The 13707-nt window shown below is 61.3% G+C and carries 17 protein-coding genes; 9 read left to right on the top strand and 8 right to left on the bottom strand.

Going from position 1 to position 13707, the window contains the following annotated elements; all coding sequences use genetic code 11:
* Positions 1-69 precede the first annotated feature (69 nt).
* Positions 70-750, bottom strand: a complete 681-nt coding sequence (locus tag ACWFSR_RS06300) for a response regulator transcription factor (protein ID WP_447523361.1) — start codon at positions 748-750, stop codon at positions 70-72.
* 171 nt (positions 751-921) lie between these two features.
* Here ACWFSR_RS06300 and ACWFSR_RS06295 point away from each other — a divergent pair, with 171 nt between their 5' ends.
* Both ACWFSR_RS06295 and ACWFSR_RS06290 read left to right on the top strand, forming a co-directional pair.
* Positions 922-1095 (top strand): CsbD family protein, encoded by a 174-nt coding sequence (locus tag ACWFSR_RS06295; protein WP_197105446.1) that lies wholly within the window; start codon positions 922-924, stop codon positions 1093-1095.
* A 52-nt stretch (positions 1096-1147) separates the two neighbouring features.
* Complete coding sequence (locus ACWFSR_RS06290; protein ID WP_197105445.1) at positions 1148-1309, top strand: hypothetical protein; 162 nt, start codon at positions 1148-1150, stop codon at positions 1307-1309.
* A gap of 335 nt (positions 1310-1644) precedes the next feature.
* Here the strand turns inward: ACWFSR_RS06290 and ACWFSR_RS06285 are convergent, their stop codons facing one another.
* On the bottom strand, positions 1645-2346 hold the full coding sequence (locus tag ACWFSR_RS06285; RefSeq protein WP_447523360.1) for a spermidine synthase: 702 nt from the start codon (positions 2344-2346) through the stop codon (positions 1645-1647).
* 55 nt (positions 2347-2401) lie between these two features.
* Positions 2402-3028: a beta-class carbonic anhydrase gene (locus tag ACWFSR_RS06280; protein WP_447523359.1), complete on the bottom strand. Its 627-nt coding sequence runs from the start codon at positions 3026-3028 to the stop codon at positions 2402-2404.
* A 164-nt stretch (positions 3029-3192) separates the two neighbouring features.
* On the opposite strand from ACWFSR_RS06280, the gene ACWFSR_RS06275 reads away from it, so the two are divergent.
* Complete coding sequence (locus ACWFSR_RS06275) at positions 3193-3930, top strand: tyrosine-protein phosphatase (RefSeq protein WP_447523358.1); 738 nt, start codon at positions 3193-3195, stop codon at positions 3928-3930.
* A 15-nt stretch (positions 3931-3945) separates the two neighbouring features.
* On the opposite strand, the gene ACWFSR_RS06270 is transcribed toward ACWFSR_RS06275, so the two are convergent.
* The 5 genes from ACWFSR_RS06270 to ACWFSR_RS06250 all read right to left on the bottom strand — a co-directional run bounded on the left by ACWFSR_RS06270 (position 3946) and on the right by ACWFSR_RS06250 (position 7481).
* Entirely contained in the window at positions 3946-4920 is a 975-nt protein-coding gene (locus ACWFSR_RS06270) for a hypothetical protein (protein ID WP_447523357.1), read from the bottom strand.
* A gap of 2 nt (positions 4921-4922) precedes the next feature.
* Positions 4923-5186 carry a hypothetical protein gene (locus tag ACWFSR_RS06265; RefSeq protein WP_197110045.1) on the bottom strand — a complete coding sequence of 88 codons (264 nt, stop codon included), beginning with the start codon at positions 5184-5186 and terminating at the stop codon, positions 4923-4925.
* 172 nt (positions 5187-5358) lie between these two features.
* Positions 5359-5925 (bottom strand): DUF4395 domain-containing protein, encoded by a 567-nt coding sequence (locus ACWFSR_RS06260; protein WP_447523356.1) that lies wholly within the window; start codon positions 5923-5925, stop codon positions 5359-5361.
* Positions 5926-5994: 69 nt separating this feature from the next.
* A complete protein-coding gene (locus ACWFSR_RS06255; protein WP_197110046.1) occupies positions 5995-6450 on the bottom strand; it encodes a TlpA family protein disulfide reductase in 456 nt (151 codons plus the stop codon).
* 230 nt (positions 6451-6680) lie between these two features.
* Positions 6681-7481, bottom strand: coding sequence for an SDR family NAD(P)-dependent oxidoreductase (locus ACWFSR_RS06250; protein ID WP_447523355.1), 801 nt, complete (start codon positions 7479-7481; stop codon positions 6681-6683).
* Positions 7482-7761: 280 nt separating this feature from the next.
* Between ACWFSR_RS06250 and ACWFSR_RS06245 the strand changes: the two genes are divergently transcribed.
* The 6 genes from ACWFSR_RS06245 (at position 7762) to ACWFSR_RS06220 (ending at position 13627) form a co-directional block, all read left to right on the top strand.
* Entirely contained in the window at positions 7762-9492 is a 1731-nt protein-coding gene (locus ACWFSR_RS06245; RefSeq protein ID WP_447523354.1) for a dihydroxyacetone kinase family protein, read from the top strand.
* Positions 9493-9538: 46 nt separating this feature from the next.
* Positions 9539-10000, top strand: a complete 462-nt coding sequence (locus ACWFSR_RS06240) for a ribose-5-phosphate isomerase (protein WP_447523353.1) — start codon at positions 9539-9541, stop codon at positions 9998-10000.
* Positions 10001-10002: 2 nt separating this feature from the next.
* Positions 10003-10821: a triose-phosphate isomerase family protein gene (locus tag ACWFSR_RS06235; RefSeq protein WP_447523352.1), complete on the top strand. Its 819-nt coding sequence runs from the start codon at positions 10003-10005 to the stop codon at positions 10819-10821.
* Positions 10822-10832: 11 nt separating this feature from the next.
* On the top strand, positions 10833-11549 hold the full coding sequence (locus tag ACWFSR_RS06230) for a GntR family transcriptional regulator (protein WP_447523351.1): 717 nt from the start codon (positions 10833-10835) through the stop codon (positions 11547-11549).
* A gap of 275 nt (positions 11550-11824) precedes the next feature.
* Positions 11825-12589 (top strand): SDR family NAD(P)-dependent oxidoreductase, encoded by a 765-nt coding sequence (locus tag ACWFSR_RS06225; RefSeq protein ID WP_447523350.1) that lies wholly within the window; start codon positions 11825-11827, stop codon positions 12587-12589.
* A gap of 99 nt (positions 12590-12688) precedes the next feature.
* Complete coding sequence (locus ACWFSR_RS06220) at positions 12689-13627, top strand: sugar phosphate isomerase/epimerase family protein (RefSeq protein WP_447523349.1); 939 nt, start codon at positions 12689-12691, stop codon at positions 13625-13627.
* Positions 13628-13707 lie beyond the last annotated feature (80 nt).

Raw genomic sequence — 13707 nt, 5'->3', positions numbered from 1 at the left:
CCGTTTTTTTGACAGGCTGCAGCGTATTTTTCACCGGCTGCAGCCTGATGTCGTCGAGTCGAAGGCGTTTCACGCGTTCACCGTGATCTCGGCGGTGCCTGGAGATGGTTCCGGATGCTCGATCCTGACGCGATCGGGCCGGAAGCCGTGCTCGATCCCCCACAGCACCGCAGTGGTGCGGCTCGTCACGCCGATGGCGCGGTAGCAGCTGCGAATGTAGGTTTTGATCGAGTTGATCGAAAGGTGGGTGCGTTCGGCGATCTCCAAATTCGAGAGACCTTGGGTGATGAGGGCAAGCACTTCTGCTTCGCGCTCGGTGAGGCCTTCCTCGCGGCCGGGCCAGTCTCCCGCTTGGACAGTGGGAATGTTGGGGCCGCCAAGATGCACGCGTTCACTGCCTAGGTGGATAGCTTCAAGAGCCGCCACAAGTTTGGATGCGGGCAAGCCCTTCGACACGTAGCCGTCGGCACCATTGCGCAGCACCGCCGCGATGTGTGCCGGGTCTAAGTTCCACGAGTACACAACGACCGCGCCGATCGAAGAATTTGCGGCAAGCTGATGCACTACGGCTCGGTCACCTTGAGTGCCCGCAAAGGTGTCGTACAGGGCGATGTCAACGCGCTCATCCACCTGTTTATTGAGGTCGAGCTCTACGACACGGATGCGGTTGGTGTACGACCGCAGCATCCCGACGACACCACGGGCCACCACCTCGTAATCGTTGACGAGGGCAACATGCAGAGCATTCATGTGTCAACGATAAGTGTCGCTGCCTGGCCGTGGGGAAACTTCACCCCTAAGGGTGAAGTCATGCAGGTACCGCCCAGAATATTCTCAGCCTGTGGCGTGCCTGCCGCTCTACGCCAGCGCTGGCAGGCACGCCACGCCAACCCCCACTCCCCCACACGAATAGGAACTCTCATGAGCGCATCAGACAAGGTCGAGAACGCCGCCGAAGACTTCACCGGCAAGGCAAAAGAGGCGGCCGGCAAGGTCACCGATAACGAAAAGCTCGAAGCCGAAGGCCGTGCCGACCAAGCAAAGGCCGACCTGAAGAAGGCCGGCGAAAACGTGAAAGACGCGGTTTCGGAATAGCCGTTACCGTTCCCTGCAGTCTCCCCCACTAGTTCTTCCCGAAAGGCACATCATGAACACCCTTCTCATCATCGTCGCAATTATCGCCGTTGCCCTGCTCCTCACCGGCGGACTCGTGCAGTCGCTCAACTTCCTCCTCTGGGTCGGAATTGTGCTGGCTGTCATCGCCGTCATCGTCTTCCTCGCTCGCAAGCTCACCGGTGGTCGGGTCTAACACCAATAGTTTGCAGAGCTAGCTGAAGCAGTTCATCAGCCCTCCCCCCAGAGAACGATGAACTGAACGAGGTGCGCGCAACCCCCTGGTTGTGCGCACCTCTCTGTTAACGACGCACGACCCGAGGATCCCGAATGTGTAAAAAAGCTAACGCTCGCTCTAAGAACACCCCGCAACTTCCCGCTGTGGCGGTTGAACCACCGTGTGAAGGGGATTCGGATGTGATCGCGCCTCCGTTCCCTCCGCTCTCAGCGAGCGAGCACGCAGCACTCCACGCGAACGACGACCCGATCGCCGAGTGGATAGAAGAACTCGCTCCTACGACCGGGCCTTAACTAGGCGCGTTTCGTCGCGACGTACACGGTGTTGGATGAGACCCCACCGGTGAGCGCATTGTCAAAGTCGACCGCATGCGCGATCGGGTTCTCGAACACCTGGCCGAGGCGCTCCATGAATTGATCGTCACTCGGGTCATCCGACCACAGAGCAAAGACTCCGCCGTCAGTGAGATGAGCACGCACGCGACGAAGACCAGCAACGGTATAGAGGTCGGCGTGGCTGGGGTCGAGCTGGTGCCGGGGTGAGTGGTCGACATCCAGAAGGATCACGTCGTATGGCTCGGTCGGCTCGGCGCGCATCACGGCGAAGAAGTCGGCGTGGGTGAGAGTGGTGCGGCTGTCGCCGGTAAGTTCTGCGGATACCGGGAGCAGGCCACGATTGTGCCAATCGATCACGGCCGGCAGAGCATCGATCACTTCGAGTGACGCCACTCGCGAGTCGGCCAGAGCCGCGACGGCCGTGTAGCCGAGACCGAGTCCTCCATTGACGACGCGCAATGCGTCTCCGTTAGCCGCCGCAAGCCCAAGATCGGAAAGCGCGATTTCGGCCACAGTGAAGAGGCTCGACATGAGGTATTCCTCACCGAGCTTGACCTCATACACGTCAACATCGAGCGTTGGCTCACGTCGGCGTCGCAGGTTGAGTTCCCCCATCGGGGTCTCTTGAAAGTCGAGCTCTTCGAAGCGGGAGATAGCCATGGGTTGAGCCTACGTGTCGACGACCGTCGCCGACACCGCGCGGGTCTGGGCAGCTCTAGGCTGCAGCACCAGCAGCTGTTGCCTGCGGTACTTCGATGAGCTGTCCCGTGGAGACATCATAAATGTAGCCATAGACCGGAATGCCGCTCGGCACCAGAGGGTGAGCTTTGATTCGGGTGACGTCTTCGAGAACGCTCTCGGCCTGGTCCGCGATGGTGAGCCAATCAATATATTTGGCTTCGGCCGAGCCGGGACCGGTGCCCACGTCTTCGAATCCGGCATCGCCCAGAGCAGCGGTCTCAAGACTGTTGGCCAGAAGCCCCCGCATTACGTCATCGGTGAAGAACTGCATCCCGCAGTTGGTGTGGTGAATCACGAACCACTCCTTCGTGCCGAGGAGTTTGTACGAAATCACGAGTGACCGGATGGCGTCGTCGGATGCGCGTCCTCCCGCATTGCGGATGACGTGTGCGTCGCCCTCACTCAAGCCGGCGTATTGTGCGGGGTCTAGGCGCGCATCCATGCAAGTGAGGATCGCAAAGCCACGAGCGGGCGGCAAAGCGAGTTCGGATTTGTCGCCAAAGTTTTCGGCATAGGCGGCGTTGGCGGAGAGAACTTCGTCGAGCACTGACATGGTGCGCTCCTTCGTGGGTTCGGGGTTAGTGACGGATGTAGTTGACACGTCGCGAGCATAATCACCGATCCCGGGTAACGGCCGATTGTTTCGCTACGCTGCAGAGCTGCGCCTCACCGTCAGCTTTCTGTGGAGGCGCGCGAATATCCGAATTCGCCGTGATCCATGGCTCCACGCTGGCCGATACCGCGACTGCTCCCTATGCTGAGGAAATGACAACACTTGCGTGGGATGGCTATATCAATGCTCGAGATTTGGGCGGCTTTCCCACGGCGTTATCACGTAGCGGCGTGACAGCAGCGGGTCGAATCGCCCGCGGACCGCGCCGAGAGCGGTTGACCGCGGCCGGATGGGATGATGCGCGGGCCTGGGGTTTGGCATCCGTTGTTGATCTCCGCTGCGAGCACGAGGTTGGCCCGGGCGAGGGCGATCACGTGATTTCAGACGCGGCACTCGATGGCATCAGAATCGTCAACGCCCCCACTGAAGATCAGAACGATCCGGAGTTCTGGGAGACCTGCGCCCCCATTCTCGACTCCCCCGAATACTGGGCCCACAATTGGCGACTGCAACCCCATCTGGTGCTTGGCGCTCTCGAAGCCATCGCCTCGTCGCAACCGGGAACCCTGGTGCATTGCAGCGCAGGGCGCGATCGCACCGGGATGATCAGTGCGCTCCTTCTGGGCAATGCGGGGGTTGATCCCGCCGCCGTCGCCGCCGACTATGCAACCTCCGTACACGCAATGGCCGCCGTTGAGCAGCTTGCTCCCGGCGCCGAACCAGAAGAGATCCGCTCACCCGCTGAAGCGGACGAATGGATGCGCGACAAACTCCCCATTGTTCACGACACTGCCACGCGAACCCACGAGGTCTTCGACCTGCTCGGTGTCTCGATTGCGACGCGTTCGGCATTGCGCAGGCTGCTGATCGCCGAGCAGCCCACGCAATAGTCCAACGGTCGGGGTTTAGGGCGTCTCCGGGACTTCCGGCCCTTCGGGCGGCGCGGCTGGTGCCGGTGCCGGTGCATTTCGGTGCCGACCAGGTTGCGGTTTCTGGTGTCCCATTTCTCCTCCGATGCGACCGCCGAACGGCCGACCGTGGTCGGCGTATTCTTCGCGGAAGAACCCGAGGCGCCACTCGCCCATTTCCATTCGCGCGCCCGTTCTGAGCGTGCGCGCGCCGGGATCCTGACCCGTAAGCGGGCGCGATCCGCCACCCACGGCACCGATGGCGTGAAGCACGTACTCGTCATCGTCATCGTGCCGGATTTCGGCGTGGAACGGCTCGAGGCCGGGAAGCTGCAGGTCCGCGGCAGAAGACGATCCAATAGTGGTGACTTCTGATCGCAACTCGAACTCGCGCGGCACTTGGCCGTTCCAGTTTTCGGAGCCGACGACGAAGAACAGTCGAGGTCGCCCCGCCCCAGCCGTGTAGTGCGTCGTGGTGATCTGTTTGCGAACAAACCGATCGAACGTCGGCACCAGCGGCAGCAGCGTGCTGGGCGGAAACTGCATTTCGGATGCTGGAGACGCAGTCGAATCCCGCCGCCGCAGCAGCGGTGCAATCGCAGCGCGACTCCCCAGCGCGATATGAGGAGAGCCGGTGAGTACTCGCTGAGTAACGGAGGGCTTGATAGCACCGACGCGAGCAATGAGCCCGAGCGGTCCCGAGAGCGCGACAGTCAGCCCACGGTCGGCGAGAGCTTTAGCCGCGATACGCACGTCCTTGAGCTTGACTGTTCGCGCCTGCAGGAACAGCTCTGGCTTGCTCGAGAATACGTCGATTTCCATGCCGTTGGCGTTGATCGTGCCCGTCATTTTCTCTGTCTCGAGCTGTGAAGCTGGCTCCCCGCTGCCCGGTGACGCGGCATCCGCATCGTCAAGTATTGGTTCGATGAGCGAGAACGCCAGATCGATGTCGAACCTCGTTGAGGTACTCATCGTTACGGGGCGGTCGGTTCGGAGCCGGATCCCTCGCTGGTGGTCACCCGCAGGGTGCCGTTGAGCTTCCAGGTCGCGCGGGGCGCATCCTGGCCAACATCGCGGGGAACTTCGACGGTCATGTCGATGAAGTTGTAGTCGATGACAGCACTGCGACCGGTGAGATACGACCACATTTCTTTGCCAAGATCTGTCCAGTCTTGGATGTTGTGGGCGTCGGGGCCTGAACCGTTTTCGGCGGCTGCTGGGCTGTTGAGATCAGACATGGTTTCGTCCTTTTCGCTCGCGTTGAGGAATCGGGCAACCATCGTGATCGGTAGCCGCCCACTGTAATGCCACGATAATCGTGTGCCTCAGACGGTGGAAGAGTTGCGGCCCAGGTCACGGCATTCTCACTGGGAAGGACGGCGTGCGGAGCGGATGCTCGCGCTCCCCTAATTACGCTGCGGAGCGACCGCGGCCAACCAGCCCGGCACGCACGAGCAGCACGTAGAGCTGGCATCCGAGGCAGTAGTCGAAGACCGAGTTGAGGAACGCGGCGATGAATGCGAGCCCCGCGAAAATCACGAGAGCGTAGGGCACAGCCGCGAGGTGCAGCACAATCCCGATTACGGTGACGAGGAGGCCAACACCCTGCGAGAACGTAGGCGGGCGTGGGTCTTCGAGGTGGCTGGGCGCGCTGAGGCGCGGACGGATCGCGGCCTTGAAGAAGAGTCCATACGGGTGACGCTGGATGCCAGCGAAAGCGCCCCACGCGAACAGAGCCGTGATGAGGCTCAGGAGAATGAATGCCGGCTGGCTAGCGCGCTCGGCAAGGGTGGCCGGGAGGGCTGCTGCGGCATCCAGCCCGAGGCCGATCACGGTGAGCAGCAGCACGGCCGTGATGCCGGCGCCGAAGCGAGGACCACGCGGGTCGATTCCGGCCTGGCCCGGCTTGGCTGCAAGAGCTGCTTTGGAGTCGGAGAGTTGCGTCGTTCCGGCGGCGTGGGTGTCATTCGAAGTCATGGGAGTCGCTATCTGTGATGCGCGGGGTGCGGGCGCTGTCTCGGGGTGGACGGGTGCGAAAACTGGTCGTTAGACCAACGCGGGGGCGAGCATCCGGTCCAGTTCGGCACGGACGTCGTTGATCTTGGGGGCTCCGCCGATGCGGGCCTGCAGCACACCGTTGCCATCAAGGATGAACGTGGTCGGAGACTGCAACAGGTTGAACTGGTTGGCGATCTCGGGACGCGCGGTGACATCCACATTGACGTGAACAACGACGCCGGTTCCGTCATCGAACTCGCTGGCAAGACCGCTCAGCTGAGTGTGGACAGTAGGGCAGATCGCGCAGGCTGCGGTGGAGAATTGGACCAGGGTGACGCGACTGCCGAACGGGGCGGCACCGGGAATCGAGATGCGATTCTCTTCGGATGCGGCGGTCGAGGCGTCGGTTCGAGTGTGCTTAATGCGGCCGGTACGGGCACGCCAAACTAGGCCAAGCACAGTGGCGAGAGCCACGAGGCTAAGAAGCACAGTCAGGGTTTCCACAGCGTTCACCTTTCGAGGTTATTGCGAGTTCAGGGCCGTCGCCGTTGTGTGACGCGAAGTTACTGACGCGACGTCGTACGGGGACGGTTGGTTACCAAGAGAACAAGCCGAATGGGGCTCCGGATATTCCACAGGCCGCCAGAAATCTGGCGGCCTGTGGAACGAGCTGTGCTGATCGGGCGCGTCTTGCGGGCTCTGGGAGTCTTGCGAGCCTGATCAGTCGAGCAGCACTAGATGCTGTTGTGGTCCTTTACTGCCGCTTCCATGTCGGCAAGCCCAGGTGCCATAGCGGCGTCGACGGCGAGAGGGTTGGATGCGTTGAGCTCCTGCATTCCACGGCCATCGGGTGCCGATGCGTTGATCTCGTGCTCGTCTGAGGCAAGTCCGGTCATGACCTGAGCGACGACGTCAGAAACGGGGCGGCGCTCCCAATCAGCGTTCTGGCTGCTCATCATCTCGGTGTCGGTGGCGCCGGGGTAAACCGTGGCCACGTGCACGCCAGTGCCGTGCAGTTCGCGACGCATCGCTTCACCGAACGCAGCAAGACCAGACTTGGTGGCGGCGTAGACAGCGTAGAACGGCATCGCGACAAGGGCGATCTCGCTCGAGATGTTCAGGATGAGGCTTCCGTTGGCGGAACCGCTGGTGCGCAGCTGAGGCAACAGTGCCTGCGTAAGCAGCACCGGTGCGGTGAGGTTGAGGTCGATCATCGCGGTGGCTTCTGCTGCGGTGGACTCTTCGAGTCGGCCGGCACGCACGTTTCCGGCGTTGTTCACGAGAAGGTCGACGGTGTCCCACGACTTCACGGCGTCAGCGACGTTCTGTGCGCCATCCGCCTGGCCGAGGTCCTGAACCAGAATTTCGGATGTTCCACCGGCGTTCTTTACGAGGTCAGCAGTCTCCTGCAGGGTGGCTTCCTTGCGGCCAACGAGCAGCAGGTGTGCACCCTTGGCAGCGAATTCGAGGGCGATAGCCTGACCAATTCCTTGGCCAGCTCCGGTGATGATTCCGCGACGGTTGTTGAGATCCATTGTGGGGACGCTTCCTAATCTGGGGACGGGCCACGAGAGCGACCCGGAGAAAAACTCTCGTGCTGCTCGGGACGCTAGCACGGCATTCTGGGATTTACTACCGTACGGTTCTATATCCCAGCGCACTCAGAATGCCAAGTCGCCCCGGAGCTCCCCCGCTCGAATCCTCGCCCGCTCGTCGTTGCGCGCGGAAGAGAGCTCGCTCCATTTCCTATTTCCTATAGTATCTTTGAATGCGCGGTTGCGTAGAACTGCAGCTCAACGATGAGGAGCGAGAACAATGACCCGTTTGTGGAACGAACCAGCGGACTTTGCCAACGAGATGGTCGACGGATTCGTCCGGGCCAACACCAAGTGGGTCCGCAAAACTTCAGGAGGTGTGGCTCGCTCCACCCGCTCTGAAAACCCCGAAGTAGCCGTCGTGATCGGCGGTGGCTCCGGCCACTACCCCGCCTTCGCCGGACTCGTTGGGCCAGGACTCGCGCATGGAGCAGCAATGGGTAACCTCTTTGCCTCACCCTCTGCCCGCCAAGTTGAAGCCGTCATCCAAGCAACCCAGCAGGGCCGAGGCGTACTCCTCAGCTACGGAAACTACGCCGGCGACGTTATGCACTTCTCCACTGCCCAAGCCGCCGCGCGTGCAGCAGGCATCGAGTGCCGCTCAGTCGTCGTCACCGATGACATTTTCAGCGCACCGCCCACGGAGAAAGCAAAGCGCCGAGGAATCGCCGGCGACCTCACCGTCTTCAAAATCGCCGGCGCTGCAGCCGCAGCCGGACACGACCTTGACCATGTTGAGCGCGTCGCCCTTCTCGCCAACGAACGCACTCGCACCATGGGCGTTGCATTCTCCGGATGCACGCTCCCTGGCGCGTCGGAGCCGCTGTTTTCGGTGCCGGAAGGCCGCATGGCTATTGGCCTCGGCATCCATGGTGAACCAGGCCTCGAAGAGACCGACGTCCCCACAGCGAACGAGCTCTCTGAACTGTTCGTGGAACGACTTCTCGCCGAGGCCGAAATTCCCGACGGCGTCGCTCCGCAGGGCGCTCGTGTGGTTCCAGTGCTCAACGGTTTGGGGTCAGTAAAGAACGAAGAGCTCTTCGTCTTGTTCTCGCGCATCGCCGAGTTGCTCGAGGCCGCCGGCATCACCATCGTTGACCCGCAGGTTGGCGAGTTCTGCACGAGCTTCGACATGGCCGGAGTCTCGCTCACGCTGTTCTGGCTCGATGACGAACTTGAAGAACTCTGGAACGCGCCAGCAAGCACACCCGCTTTCCGCACCGGCTCCGCACAATCGGGCAACGTTGTTGCGGTCGAAGGCGACAACTCGGTGGTGGCTGACGACGCTATTGCTGCGTCGACAGCAGAGTCACAAGCCGCAGCAGCCACGATCGCCACCATGCTCTCCGCCATGAGCACCCTGATCGACGAGAACGCCGACGAACTCGGACGCTTGGATGCCGTTGCCGGCGACGGCGATCACGGTATCGGCATGCAGCGTGGCGTGAACGCTGCCGCAGCCGCCGCAACACAGGCTGCAGAGCGTGGGGCTGGTGCACAATCCCTTCTCAACCGTGCGGCCGATGAATGGTCTGACCGCGCCGGTGGAACCTCGGGGGCTCTATGGGGCGTAATCCTGAAGAGCGTAGGGGAACACCTCGGCGATACCGCCGAGATCACGGCTGACTCCGTCAGCGCAGGGGTAAGCGCTGCGAGCGATGCTGTGATGGCATACGGCGGAGCATCCGTGGGTGACAAGACTCTCGTCGATGCGCTGGTTCCTTTTGCGACCTCGCTCCGCGAGCGTGTAGCGGCCGGCGATCTTCTCGCTTCCGCTTGGGCTGAGGCTGCGCGGCAAGCGACTCTCGCTACCGAACGCACTAGCGGCATGATGCCGGGGCTCGGGCGCGCTCGCTCCCACGGTGAGAAGTCTCTCGGCACCCCTGACCCCGGAGCAGTGTCACTGTCGCTCATCGTGACGATGCTCGGTACGCAGCTCGCTGACGCCTAACTCCCACCACCTTTTTACCACCCATCGCAGAGAAAGTAGAAACACTATGTCCACACCATGGCGCGTTGTTATCGGCTCAGACGAGGCCGGATTCGACTACAAAGAGATCATCAAGCACGATCTGGAGAACAACCCGTTGATCAGTTCAGTGGTTGACGTTGGAGTATCAGCGGACGCGTCAAAGAACTACCCTGGCGTCGCCATCTCTGCCGCCGAAATCGTGGCTGCTGGTGAGGCTGACCGCGCCATCCTGATCTGTGGCACCGGTCTGGGTGTCGCGATCGCCGCCAACAAGGTTGCGGGCATCCGTGCGGTCACCGCGCACGATTCATTCTCGGTGGAGCGAAGCATTCTCTCTAATGATGCGCAGATCTTGTGCATGGGCCAGCGCGTTGTCGGTATCGAGCTTGCGCGCCGCAATGTTCGCGAGTGGCTCACCTACGAGTTCGACACGACGAGCGCGTCGAACGACAAGGTGCAAGAGATCTCTGACTACGAGAACGCTTAGTCATGTCTAGTCTCGGGAGCGTCAGGCCAGTGCAGGTTGGCGTCAGCTTGAAAATGTACTTCAGCCATGACCGCACCGTTGAGTGGTGCACCGCCGTGGCGGAAATCGCCCGCACTCACGACGCCGTGCTGTCGGGCGCTGCCGAGCTATTCGTTATTCCCACGTTCCCGTCAATTCCCGCCGCGCATCAGATACTCACTGGCGTTGCCCGAGTTGGTGCTCAAAACCTGAGCACGGAAGATGCTGGCGCCCTCACCGGCGAGGTGAGCGGCAGCGTTCTTGCCGAGGTCGGTTGCACGGTGGTCGAGGTGGGCCACGCGGAACGGCGACGTCTTTTTGGCGAAACCGATCCAATCGTCCGCGCCAAGACTGCGGCAGCTCTGCGCAATAATCTGCGGCCCGTGCTCTGCATCGGAGAGGCCCACCAGTCGACCGCCGCCGAGGCTGCAGCTGAGTGCATCCGCCAGCTTGATAATGCACTGATGGATGCTGACGCCGACGGCCATCGGGGCGCCATCACCGTCGCCTATGAACCCCACTGGGCTATTGGCGCGCCCGAGCCTGCTTCAGCCCGCCACATTCAGGATGTCTGTACTCTTCTTCGCGAATATGCCGCCCGTTTGGAGCTCCACCCAGGCTCCGCAGTGATCTATGGGGGAAGCGCCGGCCCGGGATTGCTCACCGAACTTGCCGGCACCGTGGATGGCCTATTCCTGGGGAGATTTGCGCACGATCCGGCCGCCATCCGATCGATCCTCGATGAAATAGGTAGAATCGCTTCCGATCGCACATCCGACCGTCCCGCCGTGGCCGGTCACTAGGGAAGGCTCCAATGACGACAGATTCGCTGTTCACATCGAACTCGTCGCCCTCCATCGAGCGCCGTGGATTGCGTGACCATGTGTATGACTGCGTGCTCGACGTGCTCCTGGGGCCCGGAGTTGAACCGGGCTCACGCCTCTCTATTGACACCATTGCTCGAGACCTTGGCGTCTCCCCCACTCCCGTTCGAGAAGCCCTCGTACAACTCGAACGCACGGGCCTCGTCACCCGAGTAGCCAATAAGGGCTATACCGTTGCTGAACCATTGGCCGCCGACCAACTCGAAGCACTCTTCGATGCTCGGCTCGTCTTGGAATCGGGGTCTGCCGCAATTGCTGCGCGCAATCCCGAGAAGCTGCTCCCCGTTCTTGAGAAGGCCCTCACCCAACACCTCAAGCTCACCGCTGCGGTTCACGAGGCCTCTCTCGTTGGCGAGATCCCGTTAGAACTATTGCGCGACTACTTCGCCGCCGACTGGAACTTTCACCACCTCATTTTTGAGCACACCCACAACCCATTCTTAATCGACATGTCCGAAGCGATTTCCACGCGAGTGCACCGGATGCGTCAAACCGTTGCCACGGGTGTGAGCGACGCCGAAGAAGCCACAGCAGAACACCGCGCCATCCTCGATGCCTTCCCCCACGGCCCCGAGGCTGTCGAAGCCGCCATGCGCAGTCACATCCTCAAAGTGCGCGATCGCGCCCGCGACGACTCTGTCCGCTAGCTAGCTCCGATTCGAACGTCGGCAGGTTCCGCGCGCGCTGTTTGGCGCGCCCTCGCTCAGAACGCCGCTCTGCGCGCTCGCGCCCACTCCTGCACGTTCTCGGCGCCTACTCCGGCACCTTGGGGACCTCATCTGTGCACTCTTTCTGGTGCGCCCGCCCGCTGTTTCCCCAGCCGCACCTTGTCTACCTTGCGTGCAATTCGAAAGATGCTATATGATCTACGATTAGATGCATCGGGTGAATAAGCCCGAGAATCAACAAAGGAGTTGGCAATATGGATTTCCCCACCGAACGCACCGTAATCGTCACCGGAGCAGTGTCTCCCCGCGGAATCGGTCGCTACACGGCGTCCTACCTCGCAGAGCGCGGCTGGAACATCGGAATCATCGATGTTGATCACGACAGCTCGGTCGCAGTAGCCGAAGAAATCGCATCCACCTACGGCGTCAAGGCCCTCGGCTATGGCGCAAACGTGACAGACCCTGAGTCTGTGGATGCCGCTGTCACCTCCTTCGAAGCCGGCCTTCCGCAAATTGTGGCCCTCGCCAACATCGCGGGCGTCAGCTCCCCCGTGCCGTACCTTGAGGTCACTCCGTCTGAGTGGTCGCGAGTGATGTCGATCAACCTCGACGGCGTGCACCACGTGTCGCAGCGTGTGGCTCGCATTCTGGTTGCCAACCGCATCGGCCGCATCGTCAACATTTCGTCGGTCTCCGCTCAGCGCGGTGGCGGCACGTTCAGCAAGACTGCCTACTCGGCATCGAAGGCCGGCGTTATTGGTCTCACTCGCTCGGTTGCTCGCGAACTCGGCGGGTTCAACATCACGGTCAACGCGATCTCGCCTGGCCCGATCGACACCGACATCATGGGTGGCACGCTTTCGGATGCTCGCAAAGACGAGCTCACTCAAGATCTGCTCACGAGCCGCATCGGTACGCCGCGCGATATCGCAGCAGCGATCCACTTCCTCATTGGCGAAGAGACTGGCTACATCACAGGCCAGACGCTCAACGTCGACGGCGGGCTTTACCTTCACTAACGATCGGCCTCACCTCAGCAGACGCTGAGGTCTCCGTTCCCTTTTCCCTTCTGCACTTTTGCCCGACTACGGTCGCGCCACAAACGTTAGGACAATGACGTGTCCGCATATACCGCTGATACTTGGCCCATCACTAGCTGCATGCTGGGGTTGGATACCACCACACGCGATGGAACACCGGCTCAGACTGCTGGCCCAGAGTTTTGGAGGAAGCAGCTCTCCAAGATTGCGAACCAGGGTTTCACCAATGTGGAGCTGTCGGATGCGTGGCTGAAGCCGGCTTTGTTGAGCAGCAGCGAGCGTACTGAGCTGGTCTCAATCGCGGCTGAACTGGGAATGAAGATCCCGTCGGTTCACATTCAGCGTGTCAGCGTGATTGAGCCGGGCAAGGAAGCCGAAAACTTGGCTTACCAGCACGCATCGATTGAGGCTGCGGCCGAGATGGGTATCAGCGTCTATTCAACGGGGCTGCACCAGCCGTTCAATCAGGCTCAGCGTGAAGCACTCTGGTTTTGGAATGGTCAGGGGCCGATTGACCCGGTCGGCGATACCGAGGTGTGGAACACTGCGGTCACTCGCATCCGAGAGCTCGCACGTCACGCTCAAGACCTCGGCATGATCACTTCGCTCGAGATGTATGAAGACACCTACATTGGCTCTTCAGACAGCGCTGTGCGTTTCGTTGAGGATGTCGGAACCGACCTCGTGGGCATCAACCCCGATGTCGGCAACCTGGTTCGCCTCCACCGCGAAGTTGAGGACTGGCGCGAGACATACGCCAAGACACTCCCCTACGCCAACTATTGGCACCTCAAGAATTACACCCGTGATGAGGCAGTCGACCACTCGTATTACGCAACTGCCCCGAGCACGTTGCGTGACGGCGTCATCAACTACCGCGAGGTAGTAGAACTCGCGGTTTCGCTGGGATACAGCGGAATTCTTACATGTGAGCACTATGGTGGCGATTCGATCAGCGTGTGTGGTGAAAACCAACGCCACTTGCGCGGCCTCCTCGCCGAAACTTTGGCGGGCTAAGCCACTGGTTTAGTCAGCCGCCACCGATCGCCCCCTCGACTGTAGAGAAACGGCGAATCCCGAAAAGATGCTCGCCACAA

It is taken from the genome of Salinibacterium sp. NYA9b (assembly GCF_976973725.1).
This window is presented reverse-complemented; position numbering and strand designations above follow the sequence as displayed.

Bases quoted from the DNA above. Each gene is read 5' to 3' on its own strand.
- ACWFSR_RS06300 (WP_447523361.1), bottom strand. From the start codon at position 750: ATGAATGCTCTGCATGTTGCCCTCGTCAACGATTACGAGGTGGTGGCC.
- ACWFSR_RS06295 (WP_197105446.1), top strand. From the start codon at position 922: ATGAGCGCATCAGACAAGGTCGAGAACGCCGCCGAAGACTTCACCGGC.
- ACWFSR_RS06290 (WP_197105445.1), top strand. From the start codon at position 1,148: ATGAACACCCTTCTCATCATCGTCGCAATTATCGCCGTTGCCCTGCTC.
- ACWFSR_RS06285 (WP_447523360.1), bottom strand. From the start codon at position 2,346: ATGGCTATCTCCCGCTTCGAAGAGCTCGACTTTCAAGAGACCCCGATG.
- ACWFSR_RS06275 (WP_447523358.1), top strand. From the start codon at position 3,193: ATGACAACACTTGCGTGGGATGGCTATATCAATGCTCGAGATTTGGGC.
- ACWFSR_RS06270 (WP_447523357.1), bottom strand. From the start codon at position 4,920: ATGAGTACCTCAACGAGGTTCGACATCGATCTGGCGTTCTCGCTCATC.
- ACWFSR_RS06265 (WP_197110045.1), bottom strand. From the start codon at position 5,186: ATGTCTGATCTCAACAGCCCAGCAGCCGCCGAAAACGGTTCAGGCCCC.
- ACWFSR_RS06260 (WP_447523356.1), bottom strand. From the start codon at position 5,925: ATGACTTCGAATGACACCCACGCCGCCGGAACGACGCAACTCTCCGAC.
- ACWFSR_RS06250 (WP_447523355.1), bottom strand. From the start codon at position 7,481: ATGGATCTCAACAACCGTCGCGGAATCATCACCGGAGCTGGCCAAGGA.
- ACWFSR_RS06245 (WP_447523354.1), top strand. From the start codon at position 7,762: ATGACCCGTTTGTGGAACGAACCAGCGGACTTTGCCAACGAGATGGTC.
- ACWFSR_RS06240 (WP_447523353.1), top strand. From the start codon at position 9,539: ATGTCCACACCATGGCGCGTTGTTATCGGCTCAGACGAGGCCGGATTC.
- ACWFSR_RS06235 (WP_447523352.1), top strand. From the start codon at position 10,003: ATGTCTAGTCTCGGGAGCGTCAGGCCAGTGCAGGTTGGCGTCAGCTTG.
- ACWFSR_RS06230 (WP_447523351.1), top strand. From the start codon at position 10,833: ATGACGACAGATTCGCTGTTCACATCGAACTCGTCGCCCTCCATCGAG.
- ACWFSR_RS06225 (WP_447523350.1), top strand. From the start codon at position 11,825: ATGGATTTCCCCACCGAACGCACCGTAATCGTCACCGGAGCAGTGTCT.